Here is a 23506-nt window from a genome sequence, read left to right as displayed (position 1 = left end):
TGACGGGGCTGCGGCGGCCGCACCGTCTCAGACGCCGCGGGCCGCCATGCCGCCGCGGCGCACGGAGTACGCGACGAACCCCGCGCCGACGCACAGCGACGCCGTGCCGCCGACCAGGTACGGCGTCGTGTCGACGCCCGTACCGGTGTCGGCCAGCGTGTCCTGCGAGGTGAACTCCCCCGTGGCCGAGGCTTGTCGGAACTCCGTGGAGGAACCGGCGGACGAGCCGGTGGACCCACTGTGTGCGCCCGACCCGCCGGTCGCGTTGGCCGAGGGGACGAACCAGAGAGCGCAGAGCAGGGTGCCTGCTGCCGTGGTGGTCAGCAGCGTGCGACGAGCGATGGACACAGAATCGATCCCCTTGCGACAACCATCAGTTAGCCCCGTGGGCCGATGCTAAGCAAAGCAGCGGGTCGGAGGAAAGCCGCGGGTCCCGGGAGCCTTACGCTCCGGCGTATGAGCACTTCGGAGACACCCTCATTTGTTCGGCTTCGCGTGGAGTTGGTGCTGGAGATCAGCGACGCGGACGCCCTGACCGGTACCGCGCTGGAGAGCATCGCGGCCGATTTCACCGCCTCCGGCGCGGCCGCCGACGAGTCCGCCGAGGAACGTACGCATGCCGAGGAGACGGTCAGGGAAGACGCAGCGGAAGCCCTTGCCTCGCTGATCGACCCGTTCGATCTGGTCAGCCAGGTGCCCGGGGTCGAGCTCGCCCAGGCCTCCTGGAGCAGCGAGACGATCGACTACGACCCCGATGCCGAGGAATGGGCCGCCGGAGAGGACGGGGACGAGGCGTACTACGGGATCGAGGACAATGAGACGGACGACGAAGAAGGTGGCGGACACACGGAACGCTGACGCCCTCGGGGCACTCCTCACTGGTGGCGGGAACCGCCGCGGTCCCGGATGCGTCGATGAGTGGTGTTCCCCACATCCCCGGCGGATGTGGAACGGAAGACCCGGTCGCGGTGTTCTTGGAACATTGACGGGGCATCGCCGTCGGGCGACCCTGTCCGGGGATCTTGGGGAATCGGCAACGATGGAGAAGCGTGTGATCACGGACAGCAAGCGGCGCAAGGGCCTCATGGCCGCGTCCGCACTGCTCGGCGGCGTTCTGGTGCTGTCGGCCTGTAGCGACGACGGCGGGAACACCGGTGCAGGTGCCGACAGCCCGAAGACGTCACAGGCGCAGGTGGACGAGGCGGCCGCCAAGGACACCTCCGAGGCGCAGATAACGATCGCCCCGAAGAACGGGGCGACCAACGCGAGCATCAACAACGCCGCGATGGTCACCGTCGCCAAGGGCAAGCTGACCGAGGTCACCATGACCACGGCCGACGGCGACGCCGTCGAGGGCACCCTCGCCGCCGACGGGTCCAGCTGGAAGCCCAGCGGCCAGCTCGAACGCTCGACGACGTACAAGATCAGCGCCACGGCGGCCGACTCGAAGGACCGCGAGGCACACGCCAACAGCTCCTTCACCACGGTGTCGCCCGAGAACAGCTTCATCGGGAACTTCACGCCCGAGGACGGCTCCACCGTCGGCGTCGGCATGCCGGTCTCGATCAACTTCAACAAGGCGATCACCAACAGGAAGGCCGTCCAGGACGGCATCAAGGTGACGTCGAGCAGCGGCCAGGAAGTGGTCGGTCACTGGTTCAACAACCAGCGCCTCGACCTGCGCCCCGAGGACTACTGGCAGGGCGGCTCCACCGTCACGCTGAAGCTGGCCCTGGACGGCGTCGAGGGCGCCGACGGCGTCGTCGGTGTGCAGCAGAAGACGGTCACCTTCAAGGTCGGCCGCAACCAGGTCTCGACCGTGGACGCCAAGGCGCACACCATGACGGTCACCCGGGACGGCAAGACCGTGAAGACCATCCCGATCTCCGCCGGCTCCGCCGACAACCCGACGTACAACGGCCAGATGGTGATCTCCGAGAAGTTCAAGGAGACCCGCATGGACGGTTCGACGGTCGGCTTCACGGACGACGACGGCAAGGGCGAGTACGACATCAAGGACGTCCCGCACGCCATGCGGCTGTCCACGTCGGGCACGTTCATCCACGGCAACTACTGGGGCGCCAAGTCGATCTTCGGCAGCGCGAACACCAGCCACGGCTGCGTCGGCCTGTCCGACACGAAGGGCGCCGGCGACTCCGGCACCCCTGCCGCCTGGCTGTACAACAACTCGCTGATCGGCGACCTGGTCATCGTCACGAACAGCCCCGACAAGACCATCGCCCCCGACAACGGCCTCAACGGCTGGAACATGAGCTGGTCGGAGTGGACGGCGGGCTCCGCCGCCTGATCCCCGCCCTTTCCCCCTCCGAAGGCGGCGGCACCCGGATTCCCCCGGGTGCCGCCGCCTTCGGCGTACACGGGGCGCCAGGGTTCTCATCCAGCTCTCATCGGGCCCTTAACTCCTCATCACGCCCGCTCCATAGCTTCGCGCCATGTTCTTCACCTACCTCCGGCGCGAGCTGCGCCGCCGCAGAAAGGCGGCGCTCGTCGTCGCCTCGGGGCTCGCCCTCGGTATTGCGCTGGTCATCATCGTCAGCTCCGTCTCCTCGGGCATGAGCAAGGCCCAGGACAAGGTCCTCGAATCGCTGTACGGCCTCGGCACCGACATGACGGTGACCAAGGCGGCCGCCGCGCAGAGCTCCGGCGGCACCGGACGCCCCCGGTTCGAGTTCGACGCCAAGGACGACGAGGACGCGACCCAGAGCACCGACCGGGTCATGGTCCAGGGCTTCCAGACGCTGGCCTCCAGCACCGTCGGCAAGGTGGGCGAGCAGGACGGCGTCGCCGACGCCGTCGGCGGACTGAGCCTGACGGTCATGAAGGTGGACGGCCAGTTCAAGCGCGGCGAGTTCAAGCAGGACGAGAGCTCGGGGCAGAGCGGGCAGGGCGGCCCGGGGGGCGGCCAGGGCGGCGGCGGCCAGCCGCAGGGCCGGGTCGAGGGCGGCGGAGCATCCTTCGACGTCAACTCCTTCACCGTCTACGGCACCGACGTCACCCAGCAGGACCTCGGCCCGCTGACCTCCTCCAAGATCACCAAGGGCCGGACCTTCAAGGCGGCCGAGACCGACGCCGAGGTCGCGGTCGTCGACTCCGCCTACGCCAAGGAGAAGTCGCTCGCGGTCGGCAAGACCGTCGCCATCTCCGGCACCACGTACTCGATCGTGGGCGTCTCCACGGCGGACAGCGGTGACGCGGCCGCCAACGTCTACATCCCGCTGAAGCAGGCGCAGACCGTCGCCGACTCCAAGGACAAGGTCACCACGGTCTACGTCAAGGCCGCCGACTCCCAGCAGATCGACACCGTCAAGGCCGCCATCCAGAAGAACATCTCGGGCACGACGGTCACCACCTCCGCGGATCTCGCCGACACGGTCTCCGGTTCCCTCTCCACCGCCTCCGACCTGGCCTCCAGTGTCGGCACGTGGCTCTCCGTCGCCGTCCTGGCCGCCGCGTTCCTCGTCGCCGGACTGCTCACCTCCTCCGCCGTCAGCCGCCGTGTGCGCGAGTTCGGCACCCTCAAGGCCCTCGGCTGGAAGAGCGGCCGCGTCACCCGCCAGGTCGTCGGCGAAGCCCTCGTCAACGGCCTGATGGGCGGTGTCCTCGGCATCGCCGTCGGCCTCGCGGGCGCCTACGCGGTGACCGCCGTCAGCCCCACCCTCAGCGCCCAGCTCGGCTCCACGGGCGGAGGCGGCGGCATGGGCGGCGGCGGCATGGGCGGCGGCCCGATGGGCGGCGGCGGCCCCGGCCGCCAGACCGCGTCCAAGACCCTCGACATCGCGCTGACCGCCCCGGTCTCCCTCACCACGATCCTCATCGCCGTCGGCCTGGCCGTGGCGGGCGGGCTGACCGCGGGGGCCTTCGGCGGCTGGCGGGCGTCGCGGCTGCGGCCGGCCGACGCACTGCGCCGCGTCGCGTAACACCGCCCCGCCCCACCCCTCCCGTACGTACAGCAGGAGTCCACACGTGTACCAGCTCAAGGGCGTCACCAAGCGCTACATGCGCGGCAAGAACCCCGTCGACGCGCTCGCCGGCGTCGATCTGACCATCGAGGACGGCGGACGGCTCGTCATCCAGGGCCCGACGGGCGGAGGCAAGTCCACGCTGCTGCAGATGCTCGGCGGACTGGACCGGCCGACCTCGGGCACCATCGAGCTCGACGGTGTCGACCTGGCCAAGCTCCCCGAGTCCCGGCTGACCAAGGTCCGTGCCGAGTCCATCGGATTCGTCTTCCAGAGCTTCAACCTGATCCCGACGCTCACCGCCCAGGAGAACGTCGAGACGGCGCTCGTCCCCCTCGGCCTCGGGGCGAAGACCCGCCGCGAACGCGCGGCGGAGGCGCTGGAGTCGGTGGGCCTGGGCGACCGGCCCACCCACCTGCCGAGCGAGATGTCCGGCGGCCAGCAGCAGCGGGTCGCGATCGCCAGGGCCCTGGTGAAGCGGCCGAAGGTCCTGCTCGCCGACGAACCGACCGGCAACCTCGACGAGTCCATGCGCGACGAGATCATGGAACTGCTCGACGGCCTGTGGAAGGAGCACGGACTGACCTTCGTGATGGTCACCCACGACAGCTCCCTCGCCCGCAAGGCACCCCGGGTGGCGACCATCCGCAAGGGAAAGGTCACGGTCACGGAGAACGCGGCGGCGTGAATCCGCACCGGCGCGCGGACCTCACGGCCGTCCTCCTCCGGCTGTGAGGTTCGCCACCCGTACGGCCCCGCGGGGCGGGCGCCGTACGGCCCCGCGCCGACGGGCGTACGGGTGCAGAAAGGAACCTACCGGGGCGAACAACCCCGTCCGTTCCGTGGATGTCGCCCGGGCGAGGCCGGGCCGCGCTGCGAGACTTGCCGGGTGCAACGGCCCCCACGGGCCGTAGGCGCCTCCGGGGACAGGGGGCGCCGACGCGCACGAGCCCACCCACGGAAGGTCTTGATCAGATGCCGGCCAGTTCCGAAATCCTGACCCCGCGCACCGCCGGGAACCGCGTCATCGAACCCCTCTACGCGGAGATCCTGCGGCGCAACCAGGGCGAGGGCGAGTTCCACCAGGCGGTGCGTGAGGTCCTCGAAACCCTCGGCCCCGTGCTGGCGCAGCGCCCGGAGCTCGTCGACGCCCGCATCATCGAACGGGTCTGCGAGCCCGAACGCCAGCTCATCTTCCGGGTGCCGTGGTCGGACGACGCCGGCGACATCCACGTCAACCGCGGCTTCCGCGTCGAGTTCTCCAGCTCGCTCGGCCCGTACAAGGGAGGGCTGCGCTTCCACCCCTCGGTCAACCTCGGCATCGTGAAGTTCCTCGGTTTCGAGCAGATCTTCAAGAACGCCCTCACCGGCATGCCGATCGGCGGCGGCAAGGGCGGCGCGGACTTCGACCCCAAGGGGCGGTCCGACGCCGAGGTCATGCGCTTCTGCCAGTCCTTCATGACCGAACTCCACCGCCACCTGGGCGAGTACACCGACGTCCCCGCCGGTGACATCGGCGTCGGCGGCCGGGAGATCGGCTACCTCTTCGGCCAGTACAAGCGGATCACCAACCGCTACGAGTCCGGTGTGCTCACCGGGAAGGGCCTCGGCTGGGGCGGCGCCCAGGCCCGTACCGAGGCGACCGGCTACGGCTGCGTCCTGTTCACCGCCGAGATGCTGCGCGTACGCGGCGAGTCCCTCGACGGCCAGCGCATCGCGGTGTCGGGCTCCGGCAACGTGGCCATCTACGCGATCGAGAAGGCCCAGCAGCTCGGCGCGACCGTCGTGACCTGTTCCGACTCCGGCGGTTACGTCGTCGACGAGAAGGGCATCGACCTCGACCTGCTCAAGGAGATCAAGGAGAACGGCCGCGGCCGGATCTCCGAGTACGCCGAGCGGCGCGGCGATCACGTGCGGTACGTCGAGGGCACAGGCGTCTGGAGCGTCCCCGTGGACGTGGCCCTGCCCTGCGCCACCCAGAACGAACTCCACGAGGCCGACGCGCTGGCCCTTGTGCGCAACGGGGTCAAGGCGGTCGCCGAGGGCGCCAACATGCCCACCACCCCGGAAGCCGTCCACATCCTCCAGGAGGCGGGTGTCGCCTTCGCCCCCGGCAAGGCGGCCAACGCGGGCGGCGTGGCCACCAGCGCGCTGGAGATGCAGCAGAACGCCTCCCGCGACTCCTGGACCTTCGCCCACACCGAGGAGCGCCTCGCGCAGATCATGCGGCACATCCACGACTCCTGCCACACCACGGCGGAGAAGTACGGCAGCCCGGGCAACTACGTGGTCGGCGCGAACATCGCGGGCTTCGAGATCGTCGCGGACGCGATGCTCGCGCAGGGCCTGATCTGACGGTGCCGCGATGCGGGGCCGGGGCGGCGCGCCCCGCCCCCGCGACTGCGGACCGGGACGGTGCGCGAGGCCCGGTGGGCACCACCGGGCCGGTGTGCGAGGGCGCCGGGGGTGCTGCCGGGCCGCTGTGCGGAGGGCGCCGGTGGGTGCTACCGGCGTCGGTAGTACTCGGCGCAGCCGGTGTTCGCCACCGTCACCGCGGCCAGGACCACGGCCGCCGCCGGGTGCCCCGTCGCGTACACCGCTGCCGCGCCGCCTCCGAGCACCACGGTCTTCACGGCCAGCACCCCCGGGAGCGGCAGGGGGATACGGGCGCGGGGTGCGGCGAACAGGCCCCACAGCACGACTGCCGCCGCGGGCGCCCCGATCCCGAGCGCCGACGACGCCGCCGCACCCTCCGGCGCCGTGAAGCCCCACCAGGCCAGAGCGCCGATCGCGACCAGTTCGAGGACGAACGCGAGCACCTCGTTCGCCGCGAACCAGGGGCGGTCCCACGGGACAGGGCCGTGGTCGTCGCCTGCCGTCATACGGAGTCCTCTCGTGTCCCGGCCCCCTCAGGGGCTGTGCCCAGGGGCGCCGTACGGGTGCCCGGTGCGGTACCGGACGGTTCCAGGAGGGTGTCGACCCGGCCGCGGACGTCCCGGCGCTGCCCGGACAGCACGGGGCCGCAGACGACCACCGGCAACCGGCCCGGCGTCAGCGTACGGTTCCGCCCCCTCCGCCGGGCGCGGAAGGGCCGGAATCGTACGCGCGGGAGGCGCCGTTGCCCCGGGACGCTCAGAGGCTCATGTCCATCACCACACGGCCGTCGATGCGGCCGGCGGTCATCTCGTCGAAGATCTGGTTGATGTCGGTGAGCGGGCGGAGCGTGTACGTCGGCTCGATGAGCCCCCGGGCGAAGAAGTCGAGGGCCTCGGCCAGATCTGTGCGCGTCCCCACGATGGAGCCCCGGACCGTCAGGCCGAACAGCACCGTGGAGAAGATGTCCAGGGGGAACTGCTCGGGCGGCAGTCCCACCAGGGCCAGCGTCCCGCCCCTGCGCAGGGCGCCCACGGCCTGGGAGAACGCCGCCCCGTTGACGGCGGTCACCAGCCCGCCGTGCACCCCGCCGCCGGTGAACTCCGCGATCGTGGCCGCCGCGTCCGTGTCGGTCAGGGCGTTGACCGCAAGCTCCGCACCGTGGCGGCGGGCCAGCGCGCACTTCTCGTCGGACACGTCGACGGCGACCACCCGCATGCCCATGGCGCGCGCGTACTGCACGGCGATGTGCCCCAGACCGCCGATACCCGAGACGAGCACCCACTGCCCCGGCCTGACCTCGGACTCCTTGAGCCCCTTGTAGACGGTCACCCCCGCGCAGAGGATCGGCGCCGCGGCGGCCAGGTCCACGCCCTCCGGGATCACGGGGGCGTACGCGGAGTCCACCAGCATGTACCGGCCGAACGAACCGTCGACCGAGTAGCCGCCGTTCCGCTGGTCCGGGCAGAGGGTCTCCCGGCCCGTCCCGCAGAACTCGCACGCCCCGCAGGCGGACCAGAACCACGCGTTGCCGACGGTGTCGCCGACCGCGAGGCGCGAGCACCCGTCACCGACGGCGACGACCTTCCCCACCCCTTCGTGGCCGGGGACGAAGGGAACGGCCGGCTTCACGGGCCAGTCGCCGTGCGCCGCGTGCAGGTCGGTGTGGCACACGCCGGAGTAGCGCACCTCGACGAGGGCCTGCCCCGGCCCGGGCACCGGGAGTTCCACGTCCTCGACGACGAGGGGAGCGGAGAAGTCCTTGACGACCGCTGCCTTCATGACCTGCATGGTGACGCCTCCGGAGGTCCGTTCCGGCGACGGGGCCCGGAGGCCCCCGCCCGTCACATCAGTCTGCTGTCGTGGCTGCGGGGGCGCGACCGCTGACTTTCCCGCGGTCCCTGGGGCGGGCGACCGCCCGTCTCGACCGCGTTCCTCGACAGCTCTTCTGCCGACAGCAGATCCGCCCGGAGCGGAAGGGTTTCCCCTCCCGCTCCGGGCGGATCGTTCCTACGCTCGGACGATGAGCAGCCACACCCCGGAATACGCCCGGGTCACACCCCTGCGTCCTGTCCCCGCCGTGCGTGAGCCCCTCTGGCGTGACGTCGTCGGCGACGTCCTGCGCCGCGAGCGGCGCGCGCAGGAGCGGACCCTCAGGGACGTGGCCGAGGCCGCGCAGATCTCCGTGCCGTACCTCTCCGAGGTGGAGCGCGGCCGTAAGGAAGCCTCGTCCGAGGTGCTCGCTGCGGCGGCGGGCTCGCTCGGGCTCGGGCTGGCCGACGTGCTCTCCCTGGCGCAACGAGAGCTCGCCCGCCGGAACGTCTCCTCCCGCGTGTCCCCGGCCCGCTCCTCGGCGGGTGAGGTGCGGCTGGCCGCCTGACCGCCCGCCCGCGCACGGGCCGGGGGGCGGAGCCTTCTACTCCACCGGTGACGCGGTCACGGCCCTCCGGAGCTTCCCCCGCCCGCAGCCGGGCGGGGGAACAGGGCAGCGATCACGTGGTCACGGAGGGCGGGGCTCAGCCCTCCGTCGGCGCCGGTGCGATGCCCGTCGGGCAGGCGCGGCCCCAGTTCGTCTCGGAGGGGGACTCCAGCGTGGCGCCCGTGCCGCCGATGCCGCAGTAGCCGTCGGGGTTCTTGTCGAGGTACTGCTGGTGGTACGCCTCCGCGGGCCAGAAGGTGCGGCCCTCGGCCGGGAGGATCTCCGTGCTGATCGTGCCGAAGCCGGCACCCGTCAGCACCTGCTGGTACGCCTCGCGGGAGGCCTCGGCGGCCTCCGCCTGCTCGGGGGAGTGGGTGTAGAGCGCCGAGCGGTACTGCGTACCCACGTCGTTGCCCTGGCGGAAGCCCTGGGTCGGGTTGTGGGACTCCCAGAAGAGCTTCAGCAGGTCCGCGTAGCTGACGACCTTCGGGTCGAAGACGACTCGGACCGCCTCCGTGTGGCCGGTCAGGCCCGAGCAGGTCTCCTCGTACGAGGGATTCTCGGTGTAGCCGCCCTGGTAGCCGACGAGCGTCGTCCAGACGCCCTCCGTCTGCCAGAACTTGCGCTCGGCGCCCCAGAAACAGCCCAGCGCGAAGTCGGCGACCTCCAGGCCCTGCGGGTACGGGCCCGTCAGCGGGTTGCCGAGGACGGTGTGGCGGTCCGGCACCGTGAATTCGGGGGTGGGGCGGCCGCGCAGGGCCTCCTCCGGGGTGGGGAGCTGCGGGGTGCGGCGGGTCAGGAACATGCGGGGGCTCCTCCTGGGGTCGTGGTCCACCCCGTACAACGCGGTGGGGGTGCCGGGGATTCCATGACGTCAGGCCGCCGGGGCCCGGGGACCGCGCCCTTCGTCGTCCTTGCGGCCCCCGGCCTCCGGGGTCTCGTAGGAGGACAGGTAGGAGGCCGTCTTCCTGCGCGCCCGCAGCCAGAACCAGACGGCGAGGGCTATCAGGATCAGCGGGATCAGTCGTGCCATGGGTGTGCCGGTCCAATCCGGGGAGGGCGGGTGTGCCGGGTCAGTGGAGCAGGGTCGCGGGGCTGCCGCCGTTGGCCTCGTACCCGGCGACGGCCAGCGCCCGGTACACCGTGTACTCGGCGGCCGGGTCGGCGTTCTGGGTCCAGGGCAGCGCCCCCACGTGGCCGTCGATGTGGACGAGCTGGTGCATCGCCTCCGACCAGCGTTCCATGCGGACGAGGAAGAGGACCAGCAGGTGCCGGACGTGCGCGAGCATCGGGTCGTCGGCGCGGGCCGCGTGCACTGCGAACATCGCGCCCTCGACCGCCTTCGTCACGACGGCACCCCGGTAGAAGCCCTGCACCAGATTGACCTCGGGCAGGTGCTCGTACACGGCGAACAGCGGCAGCGCGGCGAGCAGCGAGCCCTGCGGGGCGCGGGCGGCGGCCGCCGTCGCGAAACGGTCGGCCTCCTCGCGGGAGCCGTGCCACTTCTCGCACCAGAAGTGCAGGGCGGCGATGTGGGCGCCCATGTGCGCGGGGGCACGGTCGATGATCTTCGCCCAGAGCTGGTCGAACTGCTCGTGGGAGTACCCCAGCCCACGGGCCACGGCGAGCTCCACGAGGTACGGGACGGGATCGCCCGGAGCGAGCAGGGCGGCCTCGCCGCAGACCGTACGGGCCTCCTCCAGGATGATCCGGAAGTCGTCGGTGCCCACGGTGCCCGTGCGCCACGCCTGCTGCACCAGGAACTCCGCGTGCACCGCCGCCGCGCCCGCGTCCTTCGGGGCCTCGGCCCGCCACGCCCGCAGCCACGCCCCGCCCGTACCGGGCTGCCGGGCCAGCTCCAGCGACGCCGCGCCGGCGAACGCCTGCACCCGCTGCCAGCGGATCTCGCTCTCCTCGGGCGTCCCCGCGAGCAGCTGGGAGGCGGCTCGCCAGCTCCCGGTTCCCTGCACGACGTCCAGCACGTCGAGGAGGTCCTGGTCAGGACCCGGCATCCGGACGTCCAGCTCCTCCTGGCGCGCGAAGCCGTAGGTGTCCGGGTCGGCGGCGTCGGGCGAGCCGGGCGCCACCTGGCGGATACCGCCACGGCGGCGCAGCACGAGCGGGCCGGCGACGGCGACGAGCATGCACAGGGCGAGCAGGAACCACAGAATCTCCATGCGGTCCATTGTCCCCGGACGGCAGAGCGGGCGGCGAGTGGCCTTCAACTCCCCTCCCGACGAACTACGCTCGGGCCCCATGAGCGACCAGCACAGCTTCGAGACCCTTGCGATCCACGCCGGCAACACGGCGGATCCCCTCACCGGCGCCGTGGTCCCGCCGATCTACCAGGTGTCCACGTACAAGCAGGACGGCGTCGGCGGACTGCGCGGCGGCTACGAGTACAGCCGCAGCGCCAACCCCACCCGCACCGCGCTGGAGGAGAACCTCGCGGCGCTGGAGGGCGGCCGACGCGGACTCGCCTTCGCGTCGGGCCTCGCCGCGGAGGACTGCCTCCTTCGTACGCTGCTGACCCCCGGTGACCACGTCGTCATCCCGAACGACGCGTACGGCGGCACGTTCCGGCTGTTCGCGAAGGTCGCCTCCCGCTGGGGTGTGGAGTTCTCGGTCGCCGACACCTCGGACGTGAGCGCGGTACGGGCGGCGCTCACCCCGCGCACCAAGGCGATCTGGGTGGAGACGCCGTCGAACCCGCTGCTCGGCATCACCGACATCGCGGCCGTCGCCGGAGTGGCCCGCCAGGCGGGCGCCCGGCTGGTCGTCGACAACACCTTCGCCAGCCCCTACCTCCAGCAGCCGCTCGCGCTCGGCGCCGACGTCGTGGTGCACTCCACCACCAAGTACATGGGCGGTCACTCGGACGTCGTCGGTGGCGCGCTCGTCGTCAGCGACCCGGAGCTGGCCGAGGAACTGGCGTACCACCAGAACGCGATGGGCGCCGTGGCCGGACCGTTCGACGCGTGGCTGGTGCTGCGCGGCATCAAGACCCTCGCGGTCCGCATGGACCGTCACGACGAGAACGCCACCAAGGTCGCCGACCTCCTCACCCGGCACCCGAAGGTGACCCAGGTCCTCTACCCGGGCCTCCCGGAGCACCCCGGCCACGAGATCGCCGCCAAGCAGATGAAGGCGTTCGGCGGGATGGTGTCGTTCCGGGTCGCGGGCGGCGAGGAGGCGGCGGTCGAGGTCTGCAACCGCGCCAGGCTCTTCACGCTCGGCGAATCGCTCGGCGGTGTCGAGTCGCTCCTGGAGCACCCGGGCCGCATGACGCACGCCTCCGCCGCGGGTTCCCCCCTGGAGGTGCCGGCCGACCTCGTCCGGCTCTCCGTCGGCATCGAGAACGCCGACGACCTGCTGGCCGACCTCACGCAGGCACTGGGCTGACGGCAGGAGTCCGCCCGGCCGGGATCTCCCGGCCGGGCGGACCGTGCGGCCTCAGACCGCTACCTTCTCGTCCTCCAGCGAAGCCCGGATCTGCTCACGCATCTCGGGGCTGTCCTGGTGCTCGTGGACCGATACCGCGTGCTCCACCGCGGCCCGGACCACTTCGTCCTCCTCACCGGAGATGGTGAGGGAACAGTTCGACACACTCGGGTACTTGCGGCAGTCGGCGACTTTCCGTGTCATGGCGGCCTCCTCGATGGACGAGTGCACGCACTTCAAGCGTAGGTCCGAAACGCCGCGCCCACAGGCCGGGAGTGTCCCTCAGCTGTCCTGGGCCGGCTGGTTCGCCGCCTGCCGGGCCGCCAGCGAGGAGTTGAACCGGGTCAGCAGGGCGCAGAAGGTGTCCCGCTCCTCCTCGCTCCACCCGTCGGTCACCTGGGACATCAGCTCACGCCGCGAGGCGCGGACCTCGTCGAGCCGGGCCTGGCCGCGCGGCGACAGCTGCAGCACGACGGCGCGCCCGTCCTCCGGGTGCGAGGTGCGCTTGACCAGACCGGTGTCGACGAGCGGCGCGACCTGCCGGGTCACGGTCGAGGAGTCGATCCCCATCCCCGCGGCCAGCGCCTTGACGCCCATGGGGCCTTCCACGTCGAGGCGGTTGAGCAGCAGGTAGGCCGCCCGGTCCATCGAGTTGCGGACCTGGCCGACACCACCGAGGCGGGTCTGCTCGGCACGCCGGGCGAAGACGGCCACCTGGTGCTGGAGCGCGTCGAGGAGGTGGTCCGTTCCCGGATGTCCGGGGGCCGCGCCCCCGGAAGGAGACGCAGCAGTCGTCATGTCCTGAGGGGGCATGGCCGTGGGCTCTCTTCGTGCGAGTGTCGGATGGGTGGGGGACAGAGTACGCGGCCACGGGGCAACGTGTACCAGCGCTGCACAAACCTGTGGACACCACCGCAGGCCGCCATGAGATGCGACGGCCCGGACCGCTCCGAGCTGCAAGACTTGCTGTCATGACCTTCCGTACGTCAGGCCCCTTTCCTCCGCTGATCCTCGACGACGTCCGAGGGGCGCAGAAGATGCTGTCCGGGGTGGCCCGAACGACCGGGATGGAGGGCAGCCGCCATCTCAGCTCCCTCGTCGGCGCACCGGTCCACCTCAAGTGCGAGAACCTCCAGCGCACCGGTTCCTTCAAGCTGCGTGGCGCGTACGTGCGGATCTCCGGTCTCAGCCCTGTCGAGCGGGCGTCCGGCGTGGTGGCCGCGAGTGCCGGAAACCATGCGCAGGGTGTAGCACTCGCCTCCTCGCTGCTCGGCGTACGTTCGACGGTCTTCATGCCCGTGGGCGCGCCCCTGCCGAAGGTGGCGGCGACCCGCGAGTACGGTGCCGAGGTCCGGCTGCACGGGCACGTCGTCGACGAGACGCTCGCCGCCGCCCAGGAGTACGCCGAGGAGACCGGCGCCGTCTTCATCCACCCCTTCGACCACCCGGACATCATCGCGGGCCAGGGCACCGTGGGCCTGGAGATCCTGGAGCAGTGCCCCGAGGTCCGCACGATCGTCGTCGGCATCGGCGGGGGCGGTCTCGCCGCGGGCATCGCGGTCGCCGTGAAGGCGCTGCGCCCCGACGTCCGGATCGTCGGCGTCCAGGCGGCGGGCGCGGCCGCCTTCCCTCCCTCGCTGTCCGCAGGGCACCCGGTGGCGCTCGACGCGGTGCAGACCATGGCCGACGGGATCAAGGTGGGGCGGCCCGGCGACCTCACGTTCCCGCTGGTCCAGGAGCTGGTGGACGAGGTCCGCACGGTCTCCGAGGACGAGCTCTCCAGTGCGCTGCTGCTGTGCCTGGAACGGGCGAAGATGGTCGTCGAGCCCGCCGGGGCGAGCCCCGTCGCGGCGCTGCTGAGCGACCCGGGGGCCTTCCGCGGACCCGTCGTCGCCGTGCTGTCGGGCGGCAACGTGGACCCCCTGCTGATACAGCGCATCCTGACGCACGGCATGGTCGCGGCGGGCCGCTACCTGAGCCTGCGGCTCCGGCTCACCGACCGTCCCGGGGCGCTGGCCGCCCTGCTCGCCACCCTGACCGTCGCCGACGCCAACGTGCTGGACATCCAGCACGTGCGGACCGATCCCCGGCTGGGGCTCAGCGAGGCCGAGGTAGAACTCCACCTGGAGACCAAGGGGCCCGGGCACTGCGACGAGGTGGCCTCCGAACTGCGTTCCGCAGGTTACCTGGTGAGGATCTGAGCGGCGGGATCTCCCGGCAAAACCTGTTGTCGGCGGCTGCGCACGGCCTTTACTGTGCATCGCCGAACATCCCGGTGTTCCCGGCTCGCAGCAGCCGGAAACTCTACGATCCGCTCAGGAATTCACGCGAAAGCAACTGGGGGAATCCCGTATGCCAGGCGCCATTTACGCCGAAGGCCTGGTGAAGACCTTCGGCGATGTACGAGCACTGGGCGGCGTCGACCTCGACGTACCCGAAGGCACCGTCCTCGGGCTGCTGGGGCCCAACGGTGCCGGCAAGACCACCGCGGTACGCGTCCTGACCACCCTGCTCCAGCCCGACAGCGGGCGGGCCGTCGTGGCAGGCATCGACGTGCTGAAGAATCCCGACGAGGTGCGCCGCTCGATCGGCCTCTCCGGCCAGTTCGCCGCCGTCGACGAATACCTGACGGGCCGTGAGAACCTCCAGATGGTCGGGCAGCTCTACCAGATGAGTGCGCGCGACGCGAAGAAGCGCGCCGCCGTGCTCCTGGAGAAGTTCAACCTCGCCGACGCGGCCGACCGCACCGCGAAGACGTACTCCGGCGGCATGCGCCGCCGTCTCGACCTGGCGGCGGCGCTCGTCGTCTCCCCGCCGGTCATGTTCATGGACGAACCCACCACGGGACTCGACCCGCGCAACCGGCAGCAGCTGTGGGAGGTCATCCAGGAACTCGTCGCCGGCGGCACGACGCTCCTGCTGACCACGCAGTACCTGGAGGAGGCCGACCACCTCGCCCACGACATCTGCGTCATCGACCACGGCAAGGTCATCGCCCGCGGTACGTCCGACGAGCTCAAGGCCCGTACCGGCGGCGAGCGCGTCGAGGTCGTCGTGCACCGGCCCGACGAGATCGAACCGGCCCGCTCGGTGCTCGCCGCGTACGGCAAGGGGGAGATCTCCGTCGCCGAGCACACCCGCAAGCTGACCGTGCCGGTCACCGGCGGCGCCAAGCTGCTCGCCGAGGTCATCCGCGACCTGGACACCCACGGTGTGGAGATCGACGACATCGGTCTGCGCCGCCCCACCCTGGACGACGTCTTCATCTCGCTGACCGGTCACGCCGCCGAGCTGGAGAAGAACGGCCAGGACCCGTCGGTCCCGTCCGACGCACCGACCGAGGCCGAAGAAGGCCGGAAGGAGGACAGCCGGTGACCGCCGTCACGGACACGCCGGACGTCATGCCGCTGAAGACCCGGGGGACGATCGGCCGGTCCGTCGCCGACTCCCTCGTCGTCGCCAGGCGCAACCTGATCCGCATGGCCAGGATCCCCGAGATGGTGATCTTCGGACTGGTCCAGCCGATCATGTTCGTGGTGCTCTTCACCTACGTCTTCGGGGGCTCCATCAAGGTCGGCGGCTCCCTGTCGTCGACGGCCTACAAAGAGTTCCTGATGGCCGGCATCTTCGCCCAGACCGTCACCTTCGCGACCGCGGGCGCCGGTGCGGGCATCGCCGACGACATGCACAAGGGGCTGATCGACCGCTTCAGGTCCCTGCCGATGGCCCGGGGCGCCGTCCTCACCGGACGTACCCTCGCCGACCTCGTGCAGACCGCGCTCACCCTCGTCGTGCTCGCCGGGGTCGCCCTCATCATCGGGTGGCGGACCCACGAGAACCTCGGGAAGGTGCTGCTCGGCTTCCTGCTGCTGCTCCTGCTCGGCTACGCCTTCTCCTGGATCGGCGCGCTGATCGGCCTGGTCGTGCGCACCCCGGAGGCGGCGACGTCCGGCGGGCTGATCTGGCTCTTCCCGCTGACGTTCATCTCGAACGCCTTCGTGGACGCCAACCAGATGCCGACGGTCCTGCGTCACATCGCGGAGTGGAACCCCTTCAGCGCCACCGTGCAGGCCTGCCGTGAGCTGTTCGGCAACCTGCCGCCGGGGTTCGTCACCCCCGACGCCTGGCCGATGCAGCACCCGATCCTCGCCTCGGTGATCTGGTCGGTCGTGATCGTCGTGGTCTTCCGGACGCTCGCGGTCCGCAGGTACCGCTCGGCCACCGCCTGACCCCGCGCACGAAGGAGCCCCGGCCGCGCACGCGGCCGGGGCTCCTTCGTGGACTCCGGGATCAGCCCTGGTACGGCTTGGCGGAGACGATCTTCACGGTGGCCTTCTTGCCGTTCGGGAGCTCGTACTCCGCGTCGTCGCCCACCCGCTTGCCGTTCACGCCGGTGCCGAGCGGGGACTGGGGGGAGTAGGTCTCGATGTCGGTGCTCGCGTACTCGCGGGAGGCGAGCAGGAAGGTGACCGTGTCGTCCAGGTCGCCGTCGAAGGCGATGGTCACGACCATGCCGGGCTCGACCACGCCGTCGTCGGCGGGGGCCTCGCCGACCTTCGCGTGCTCCAGGAGCTGGGTCAGCTGACGGACCCGGAGCTCCATCTTGCCCTGCTCCTCCTTGGCCGCGTGGTACCCGCCGTTCTCGCGGAGGTCACCCTCCTCGCGGGCCGCCGCGATCTTGACGGAGATCTCCGTGCGCGCGGGACCAGACAGGTACTCCAGCTCCGCCTTCAGCTGGTTGTACGCCTCCGGCGTGAGCCAGGTGACGTTATCGCTGGTCTGGGTCACAGGGTGCTCCTCGTCGGTGCTGGGAATACAAAGCAACGCCCTACCCCAAGCATGCGCTGCCACGGGTGGGCGAAACAACGAGCCTAACAATTCCGCGCGAAAAGGGGGAGAAGGTAAAACGTCACACGCGCGTTCCTGCAGGTCGGGGCGGGAGCGCGGGCATCAGGGGCGGCGCGCGCCCCGCGCGGTCAGCCGTCCGCGGAGCACCCCTTCAGCTCCACCGCCGTGGCCCTGGAGGTGGTGCGCAGGGAGACGACCTCGTCGATCCGCTCGGAGCGCTCGTCGAAGCGGAAGTCCGCCCGGCCGACCTCGCCGCCGTCCTCGCTGAGGGCGCGGAGCGTGCAGTGCCCGTCGGCGTCCCGGTCCTTGCGGACCTCGAGGTGGGCCTCCGCGCGGCTGTCCGAGACGACCTTGGACTTGATGAGCTCCGCGCTGACGTCCTGGCCGGCCACGTAGTCGTAGCCGAACCAGCCGATCATGGCCAGGAAGAGCACCCCCAGGACGGAGCCGGTGATCTTCAGCGTGCGGTCCGCGCGTTCGTCCTGCGACCGGCCGTAGCGCCCCTCGGGCAAGGCCTCGCGAACCGCTGCCATGATCGTTCCTCCCGTACCGGGGATCGAGGAATTTTCCACCCCCCGGTTCAGTCACTATAGAAGCCGACCACTGCGACCAATCACTGAGGACCGAGTCTTGACCGAGCAGCTGAGACTGATGGCCGTGCACGCCCACCCCGACGACGAGTCGAGCAAGGGCGCGGCCACCATGGCCAAGTACGTGTCCGAGGGGGTGGACGTCCTGGTCGTCACCTGCACAGGGGGCGAGCGGGGCTCCATTCTGAACCCGAAGCTCCAGGGGGACGCGTACATCGAGGCGAACATCCACGAGGTGCGCCGCAAGGAGATGGACGAGGCCCGGGAGATCCTCGGCGTCGGGCAGGAGTGGCTGGGCTTCGTCGACTCCGGTCTGCCCGAGGGCGACCCGCTGCCGCCGCTGCCCGAGGGCTGCTTCGCGCTGGAGGACGACGAGACGGCGGCGGGCCGCCTCGTCGCGAAGATCCGGGCGTTCCGGCCGCAGGTGATCACCACCTACGACGAGAACGGCGGGTACCCGCACCCCGACCACATCAAGACGCACACGATCTCGATGATCGCGTTCGAGGCCGCCGCGGACACCGAGAGGTTCCCCGAGGCGGAGTTCGGCCCGGCCTGGCAGCCGCAGAAGCTGTACTACAACCAGGGCTTCAACAAGCCGCGCACGGTCGCCCTCCACGAGGCGCTGCTGGCCCGTGGGCTGGAGTCCCCGTACGGCGACTGGCTGGAGCGCTGGAAGGAGTTCGGGCGCGCCGAACGCACGCTGACCACGCACATCCCGTGCGACGACTTCTTCGAGATCCGTGACAAGGCGCTGATCGCGCACGCGACGCAGATCGATCCGGACGGCGGCTGGTTCCGGGTCCCGATGGACGTCCAGCGGGAGGTCTGGCCGACCGAGGAGTACGAGCTCGCCAAGTCCCTGGTCGACACCTCCCTCCCCGAGAGCGACCTCTTCGCGGGCATCCGCGACAATGCCTGATATGTACGCGACCCAGGCACTGACGCAGCTCGTTCCGCTCGCCGCCGACGAGCTCGACAAGAACAAGGTGACCCCAGGGGTCCTCGGCTTCCTCGTCTTCGCGGCGCTGGCCGTCGGGGTGTGGTTCCTGATGAAGTCGATGAACCGCCACATGGGCAGGGTCGACTTCGAGGAGGCCCCCGACCCGGCCGCGGAGCCCGAGGGCACCGACGGCAGGACCGAGGCGGCCGCCTCCGGTGCGACGAAGGCGGGCCCCTCCGGCCAGGACTGACGCGGGCAGGCCGGCGCGGCGCGGCCGGCGCACCGGGCCGGGCGGCCTGCGGGCCCGCCCCGCCCGCCCGGCGCCCGTGCGCTCAGGGCCGTACGCCGACCGGCACCCCCATCACCTCGCGGGCGTGCCGGGACGGCGTCAGGCCGAGGCGCCATGCCTGCCAGCCCTCGTCCAGGTCGACCCCGCGGTTCAGGACGACCCGGAAGGCCTCGGCGCAGTCCTCCAGCTTCGCGTCGCGCAGCGGGTGGGCGGCCTCCAGCAGGTCCGCGAGCTCCTGCTGGGCCACCGCCGTGCCCACCTCGCTGCCGCCGGGTGAGGCGTACGGCAGCAGGGTGCACCGCAGGAACGCCGCCCAGTCGCCGCCCCGGACGTCGCCGTACGACGCGAACAGGGTGATCGCCTCGCCGCAGAGATCCAGCGCCTGCGCCGCGCGGTTGTTGCCCCCGTCGACCAGCGCCAGCTCCAGGCAGGTCCAGGCCTCGCCGTGGGCCACCCCGATCCGCCGGAAGTCGGCCCGGGCGTCCATCAGGAGCTGCCGGGCGAAGCCGGAGTTGCGCAGGTTGCCCGTCTGCGCGGCCCGCTGGTCGCGGGTGACGCGTCCCGAGTGGTGGCGGGCGCAGGCCAGCCCGTAGACGTCCCGCATCCGGGAGAACATCGTGCGGGCCCGCTCCAGCTCCCGTACGGCCTGGTCGGTGTCGCCGTCCTCCTCCAGGGCCTGCCCCAGGTAGTACCGGGTCCAGGCCTCGCCCCGCGCGTCCTCGTTGCCCCGGTGCCGGGCGAGGGCCCCGCGCAGCTGCTCCACCGCGGGAGCCGTGCTGCCGGCCTCCCCGTCCATCAGCCGGGCGCGGGCCAGCTGGGTCAGGGCCCAGGCCTCCCCGCGCTCGTCCCGGGTGCGGCCGTACAGGTCCAGCGCGATGGACAGCTCCTCATCGGCCCGCGCGACCTCGCCCATCCGCAGGCAGACCTGGCCGAGCTGGAAGTGCGTCCACGCCTCGCCGTGCAGCGACTCGCCCTCACGGTGCAGGGCCAGCGCGGTGTCCAGCAGGGTCAGGGCCTCCGCCAGATCGCCCCGGTCGCGCTCGACGGCGGCGAGGGCGTGCAGGGACCAGGCGCGGTCCTCGGCCTGCTCCGGCGAGGCCTGGAGGCCGAGGGCCTCCCGCAGCCGCGCGGATGCCTCCCGCAGATTGCCCTGGTGGTGCAGTGTGATGCCGAGCGAGCAGAGCGCGAGGGCGGCGCCCGCGTCGTTCTGCGCCTCGCGGTAGAGGCCGACGACGGAGGACAGCGTGGTGCGGGCCTTGTCCAGCTCGCCGAGCTGCCGGGCCGCGATGCCCGTGCGCCACTGGACGGACCGCTCCAGGAGCCCCTGGTCGACGGCGCGTGTCAGCTCGCTGATCTCGCCGAGCCGGTAGAGGTCCCCGCGCAGCAGGCAGTAGTCGCACAGGGCGCCCAGGAGGTGGAGCACCGCCCCCTGGTCGACGCCCTCCGTGTGCCGCAGCGCCGAGGTGATGAAGCTCGACTCGTCGTCCAGCCAGCGCAGGGCGGCGTCCAGCGAGCTGAAGCCGTGCGAGCCGAACTGGCCGGCGCGGGTGGACATCTTGCCGTCCACCATGCGGATCACGGAGTCGGCGAGCTCCGCGTAGTTCTGGATGAGGCGCTCCTGCGCCGCCGTACGGTCCGTCGCAGGTTCCTCGTCCAGCAGCCGTGCCTGGGCGAAGTCCCGCACGAGGTCGTGCAGCCGGTAGCGCGCGCCCCGCACATGGACGAGGAGCCCGGCCCCGGCCAGTGACTCCAGGAGGCGGCCGGCCTCCTGCTCGTCGGAGGAGAGCAGCGAGGCCGCGGCGGCCGCCCCGAGGCTGGAGCGTCCGGCCAGGGCGAGCCGCCGCAGCAGCCGGCGGCCGGCCTCCGACTGGTCGGTGTAGCGCAGCCACAGGGCCCGCTCCACGGGGGCGACGGGACCGTACGCCCCGAGGGCGGCCGCGAGCTCCGCCCGGGTACGCGCGCCGAGTGAGGACCCCGCGACGCGCAGGGCGAGCGGCAGGCCGCCGCACAGCTCGGTGACGGCGTCGGTCGACGGGTAGTCGTACGGGCCGGCCTCCGCGTCGTGGGCCGATGCGCGCAGCAGTTCCTCGGCGCCCGCCGCGTCCAGAGCCCCGACGGCCAGGTGGTGCACCCGGGCCGGGGTGTCGCCGGGCAGGTCCAGCGGTTCGCGTGACGTGACCAGGACGAGGCTGTCGGAGCGCTCGGGGACGAGCGTGCGGACCTGGGCGGCGTCGGTGGCGTCGTCCAGGACGATCGTCACGGGCGTCCCCGTCAGGTGCTGGTGGTAGAGCTCGCTCAGCCGGCGTACCTGCTGGTCGGGGGAGGAGCGCTCACGGAAGAGGAGCTGTTCGCGCGGCGCGCCCAGCCGGTTGAGCAGGTGCAGCAGGGCGTCCCGGGTCGGCAGCGGTGCCTCGCCGGAGACGTCGCCGCGCAGGTCGACCACGCACGCCCCGCGGAACTGGTCCCTGAGCTCGTGAGCCGCCCGTACGGCGAGGGCCGTGCGTCCGGAGCCCGGGGCGCCGTGCAGGACGACGACGGTCGGCCTGGTCTCGGTGGCGGCACGTGCCGCGTGCACCCACTGGCCGATCCGCGCCAGTTCGGTGCGGCGGCCGGCGAACGGGCCGTCCGCGGAGGGCAGATGACCGAAGGACTGTTCGAGGAGTGAGCGGGTGCGGGCGGCCGCGCTGCGGTCCCCGCCGCGCAGTTGCGGCACCACCGACGCTCCCGCCTTCTTCTTCGGCGGGCGGGTGGAGGCGGTCAGTACGCGCTGCTGGTCGAGGAACGGGCGGATGCCGCGGACCTCCAGGGCCGTCAGCCACGCCAGCCGCAGCTGTTCGGGGCCGCCGGGCCGGCTCAGCTCGCCCGCCCTGCGGTGTGCGGCGGGCCAGTGGGAGGCCGTCACCCGGGCCACCGTCGCCGTCGTGCCCGCCACGGCGACGACGGCGCCCGCGCCGAGGGCGAGACCGGTCGCGGTGCCGAGCGCCAGGTCCGCCCCGAAGGCCGCCGCGGCGGCAACTCCCGTGACCAGCAGCGGGGTTCCCAGCGTCGCTCTGCTGAACTGTGCCGCCCATGGCTGCCGCCCGGCCTCCGCCGCGTCCAGCGCCTGCGTGTAGGCGGCGTACTCGTCGGCCGCGCCCGCGGAGATGGCGTCGAGCGCGCCCCGCGCACGCGCCAGCAGCGCGCCGGAGTCCGTCCGGCCGCCTGTCCGTCGTGTCTCTTCCTCCACGGCGCGTACCAACAGCCGTTCGGCTTCCGCCCGATGGCTGTCCCGCATGTGTCCCCCCAGGGTTCCGGCAACGTCGACCCGACCAGCTGTCACACGCACCCAGTGTCCTGCGTACGGACCGTCAGCGCGAGAGAGCGACCGGCCGGGCCGGCCCCGGGGCCGCTCAGTCGCACAGGCTCGCGACCACGAGGCTGTCGAAGGCGAGGCGGCCGGACTGCCACGCGGTGACCCGGACCGCGGCGTCCTCGCCCGCGTCCTGTGCGGGGAGTCTGGTCGCGGAGATGCGGCAGGGGGTGGCCAGGTCGAGGGGGGCGTGGAAGGCGCTGCGCAGTTCGACGGGGAGGACGCGGTAGGGGGCGCAGGCGGCCTGGACGGCCTGGCGGGCGGCCTCCACGAGGACCATGCCGGGGATCTCGTCCGTGGGGTGGTCGAAGAGCACCGGATGGCCGGGGTCGACCCGCAGGTCCCAGGTCAGGCCGCGGCGGGCCGCGGCGCTGCGGGGGATGCCGAGGACGACGTCGCGCTCGTCGAGGCGTCCCACGATCTCGGGCGGCACGGGGTCGGGCAGGGGCGGGTACGCGCCGTCCTTCCGGGTGGCGGGACCGACGGGGGCCGACGCGTGCAGCGTCAGCCGTCCCGCGCCGGCGAAGTCGCCGCCGCGCAGCAGATCGGCCTCCAGGGTGAGGGCGGTGAGGCTGTCCCGGCGGCGCCGGACGTCGGTGGTGGCCGCCTCCAGACGCATCTCGGCGGGCCGGGTGCCCAGCAGGATGGCGCCCGGCACTATCTCGAACTCCAGTTCGGTTATGGTGAAGCGGTGATCGGCCGGAGCCCCGTAGTACGTCTGCCCGACCAGGACCGACGCCTGCCGGAGCGACTCCGCCGCGAGCAGGGGGTCGTACCAGGCACCGGCGACGGGCGCGTAGAAGTGGTGCCCGCGCGGCCACTGCGCGCCCAGCCGGAACGCGTCGGGTCCCAGCCGCCGCCAGTCCGTGATCAGCACCTCCGTCACCGCGCTCCGGTCGACGAGATGGCGTGGCGCGCTCCGGACGAAGCGGAGGCCGGCCTCGTCCCTGGCATCCGGCGGCAGGGGCAGGGTGAGCGTGGAATCGGTGGGGGACACGCAGGTTGCCTTTCTCGTGGGCGACGAGGCGGGGTCGCGTACCGGTGAGGGTGCCGGGGCCGGCCGGAGCGGGCCGAGGACGCCGGTGGCCTCGGCCCGGCGCGCGGCAGGCGGTGAAACGCGTGGCGGGCAGCCGGCCGCCGTCATGCCCGGGGCGGGCTCCCGGGGTGGCGGGTCCCCCCGCCGGGGGGCCCGCCCCCCCCCGCCCGACCGGGGTGAGGGCGCCGGGCGGGGGGTGGAGCGGGGCCCGGGGTGTAAGAGGGGGCGCCCCCGGTGC

General features: G+C 72.0%; 24 protein-coding genes. 12 read left to right on the top strand and 12 right to left on the bottom strand.

Annotated elements, in window-relative coordinates; translation table 11 throughout:
* Positions 1–27: 27 nt before the first annotated feature.
* A complete protein-coding gene (locus tag ACFC51_RS04035; RefSeq protein WP_376371441.1) occupies positions 28–348 on the bottom strand; it encodes a hypothetical protein in 321 nt (106 codons plus the stop codon).
* 108 nt (positions 349–456) lie between these two features.
* On the opposite strand from ACFC51_RS04035, the gene ACFC51_RS04030 reads away from it, so the two are divergent.
* The 5 genes from ACFC51_RS04030 (at position 457) to gdhA (ending at position 6335) form a co-directional block, all read left to right on the top strand.
* On the top strand, positions 457–858 hold the full coding sequence (locus ACFC51_RS04030) for a hypothetical protein (protein ID WP_376371443.1): 402 nt from the start codon (positions 457–459) through the stop codon (positions 856–858).
* Between the two features lie 181 nt (positions 859–1039).
* Positions 1040–2308 carry an Ig-like domain-containing protein gene (locus ACFC51_RS04025; protein WP_376371444.1) on the top strand — a complete coding sequence of 423 codons (1269 nt, stop codon included), beginning with the start codon at positions 1040–1042 and terminating at the stop codon, positions 2306–2308.
* Between the two features lie 145 nt (positions 2309–2453).
* Entirely contained in the window at positions 2454–3938 is a 1485-nt protein-coding gene (locus ACFC51_RS04020) for an ABC transporter permease (protein ID WP_376380340.1), read from the top strand.
* Between the two features lie 46 nt (positions 3939–3984).
* Positions 3985–4668 carry an ABC transporter ATP-binding protein gene (locus ACFC51_RS04015; RefSeq protein ID WP_376380343.1) on the top strand — a complete coding sequence of 228 codons (684 nt, stop codon included), beginning with the start codon at positions 3985–3987 and terminating at the stop codon, positions 4666–4668.
* Positions 4669–4955: 287 nt separating this feature from the next.
* Complete coding sequence (gene gdhA / locus ACFC51_RS04010; protein ID WP_376380346.1) at positions 4956–6335, top strand: NADP-specific glutamate dehydrogenase; 1380 nt, start codon at positions 4956–4958, stop codon at positions 6333–6335.
* Positions 6336–6484: 149 nt separating this feature from the next.
* Here gdhA and ACFC51_RS04005 read toward each other — a convergent pair whose 3' ends face one another.
* Positions 6485–6862: a YrdB family protein gene (locus ACFC51_RS04005; RefSeq protein WP_376526902.1), complete on the bottom strand. Its 378-nt coding sequence runs from the start codon at positions 6860–6862 to the stop codon at positions 6485–6487.
* A gap of 250 nt (positions 6863–7112) precedes the next feature.
* Complete coding sequence (gene adhP, locus ACFC51_RS04000; protein ID WP_376380351.1) at positions 7113–8135, bottom strand: alcohol dehydrogenase AdhP; 1023 nt, start codon at positions 8133–8135, stop codon at positions 7113–7115.
* Positions 8136–8376: 241 nt separating this feature from the next.
* Here adhP and ACFC51_RS03995 point away from each other — a divergent pair, with 241 nt between their 5' ends.
* Positions 8377–8733: a helix-turn-helix domain-containing protein gene (locus ACFC51_RS03995; RefSeq protein WP_376380354.1), complete on the top strand. Its 357-nt coding sequence runs from the start codon at positions 8377–8379 to the stop codon at positions 8731–8733.
* Positions 8734–8869: 136 nt separating this feature from the next.
* Here ACFC51_RS03995 and msrA read toward each other — a convergent pair whose 3' ends face one another.
* The 3 genes from msrA to ACFC51_RS03980 form a co-directional block, all read right to left on the bottom strand.
* Complete coding sequence (gene msrA / locus ACFC51_RS03990) at positions 8870–9577, bottom strand: peptide-methionine (S)-S-oxide reductase MsrA (protein WP_376380357.1); 708 nt, start codon at positions 9575–9577, stop codon at positions 8870–8872.
* Between the two features lie 69 nt (positions 9578–9646).
* Positions 9647–9805, bottom strand: a complete 159-nt coding sequence (locus ACFC51_RS03985; protein WP_376380360.1) for a hypothetical protein — start codon at positions 9803–9805, stop codon at positions 9647–9649.
* Positions 9806–9845: 40 nt separating this feature from the next.
* Positions 9846–10949 carry a hypothetical protein gene (locus tag ACFC51_RS03980; protein ID WP_376380362.1) on the bottom strand — a complete coding sequence of 368 codons (1104 nt, stop codon included), beginning with the start codon at positions 10947–10949 and terminating at the stop codon, positions 9846–9848.
* A 79-nt stretch (positions 10950–11028) separates the two neighbouring features.
* On the opposite strand from ACFC51_RS03980, the gene ACFC51_RS03975 reads away from it, so the two are divergent.
* A complete protein-coding gene (locus tag ACFC51_RS03975; protein ID WP_376380365.1) occupies positions 11029–12174 on the top strand; it encodes a cystathionine gamma-synthase in 1146 nt (381 codons plus the stop codon).
* A gap of 51 nt (positions 12175–12225) precedes the next feature.
* Here the strand turns inward: ACFC51_RS03975 and ACFC51_RS03970 are convergent, their stop codons facing one another.
* Both ACFC51_RS03970 and ACFC51_RS03965 read right to left on the bottom strand, forming a co-directional pair.
* Positions 12226–12417: a DUF1059 domain-containing protein gene (locus tag ACFC51_RS03970; RefSeq protein ID WP_376380367.1), complete on the bottom strand. Its 192-nt coding sequence runs from the start codon at positions 12415–12417 to the stop codon at positions 12226–12228.
* A gap of 78 nt (positions 12418–12495) precedes the next feature.
* Entirely contained in the window at positions 12496–13026 is a 531-nt protein-coding gene (locus ACFC51_RS03965; RefSeq protein WP_376380369.1) for a MarR family winged helix-turn-helix transcriptional regulator, read from the bottom strand.
* A 158-nt stretch (positions 13027–13184) separates the two neighbouring features.
* Between ACFC51_RS03965 and ilvA the strand changes: the two genes are divergently transcribed.
* The 3 genes from ilvA (at position 13185) to ACFC51_RS03950 (ending at position 16442) form a co-directional block, all read left to right on the top strand.
* Entirely contained in the window at positions 13185–14414 is a 1230-nt protein-coding gene (ilvA, locus tag ACFC51_RS03960; protein ID WP_376380372.1) for a threonine ammonia-lyase, read from the top strand.
* Between the two features lie 151 nt (positions 14415–14565).
* Positions 14566–15588, top strand: coding sequence for an ATP-binding cassette domain-containing protein (locus ACFC51_RS03955; protein ID WP_376380375.1), 1023 nt, complete (start codon positions 14566–14568; stop codon positions 15586–15588).
* Positions 15585–16442 (top strand): ABC transporter permease, encoded by an 858-nt coding sequence (locus tag ACFC51_RS03950; RefSeq protein ID WP_376380378.1) that lies wholly within the window; start codon positions 15585–15587, stop codon positions 16440–16442. The genes ACFC51_RS03955 and ACFC51_RS03950 overlap by 4 nt, the downstream gene beginning before the upstream one ends.
* Before the next feature lie 61 nt (positions 16443–16503).
* Here the strand turns inward: ACFC51_RS03950 and greA are convergent, their stop codons facing one another.
* Positions 16504–17001, bottom strand: coding sequence for a transcription elongation factor GreA (gene greA / locus ACFC51_RS03945; RefSeq protein WP_376381125.1), 498 nt, complete (start codon positions 16999–17001; stop codon positions 16504–16506).
* A 188-nt stretch (positions 17002–17189) separates the two neighbouring features.
* The gene (locus tag ACFC51_RS03940; RefSeq protein ID WP_376381128.1) at positions 17190–17594 is read right to left on the bottom strand and encodes a DUF4307 domain-containing protein; all 405 of its coding nucleotides are present in this window, start codon (positions 17592–17594) and stop codon (positions 17190–17192) included.
* A 97-nt stretch (positions 17595–17691) separates the two neighbouring features.
* Here ACFC51_RS03940 and mca point away from each other — a divergent pair, with 97 nt between their 5' ends.
* Both mca and ACFC51_RS03930 read left to right on the top strand, forming a co-directional pair.
* Positions 17692–18573 carry a mycothiol conjugate amidase Mca gene (mca, locus tag ACFC51_RS03935; RefSeq protein ID WP_376381131.1) on the top strand — a complete coding sequence of 294 codons (882 nt, stop codon included), beginning with the start codon at positions 17692–17694 and terminating at the stop codon, positions 18571–18573.
* Position 18574: 1 nt separating this feature from the next.
* Entirely contained in the window at positions 18575–18844 is a 270-nt protein-coding gene (locus ACFC51_RS03930; RefSeq protein WP_376381134.1) for a hypothetical protein, read from the top strand.
* An 82-nt stretch (positions 18845–18926) separates the two neighbouring features.
* On the opposite strand, the gene ACFC51_RS03925 is transcribed toward ACFC51_RS03930, so the two are convergent.
* Both ACFC51_RS03925 and ACFC51_RS03920 read right to left on the bottom strand, forming a co-directional pair.
* Positions 18927–22157 (bottom strand): tetratricopeptide repeat protein, encoded by a 3231-nt coding sequence (locus tag ACFC51_RS03925; RefSeq protein ID WP_376526900.1) that lies wholly within the window; start codon positions 22155–22157, stop codon positions 18927–18929.
* Between the two features lie 115 nt (positions 22158–22272).
* A complete protein-coding gene (locus ACFC51_RS03920; protein WP_376381140.1) occupies positions 22273–23229 on the bottom strand; it encodes a ScbA/BarX family gamma-butyrolactone biosynthesis protein in 957 nt (318 codons plus the stop codon).
* Positions 23230–23506 lie beyond the last annotated feature (277 nt).

Origin of the sequence: Streptomyces sp. NPDC055962 (assembly GCF_042270185.1) — a bacterium.
In the GTDB taxonomy this organism is placed as follows: Bacteria; Actinomycetota; Actinomycetes; order Streptomycetales; family Streptomycetaceae; genus Streptomyces.
The sequence above is the reverse complement of the archived record's forward strand: the minus strand, read 5'-3'. Positions and strand labels throughout refer to the sequence as shown.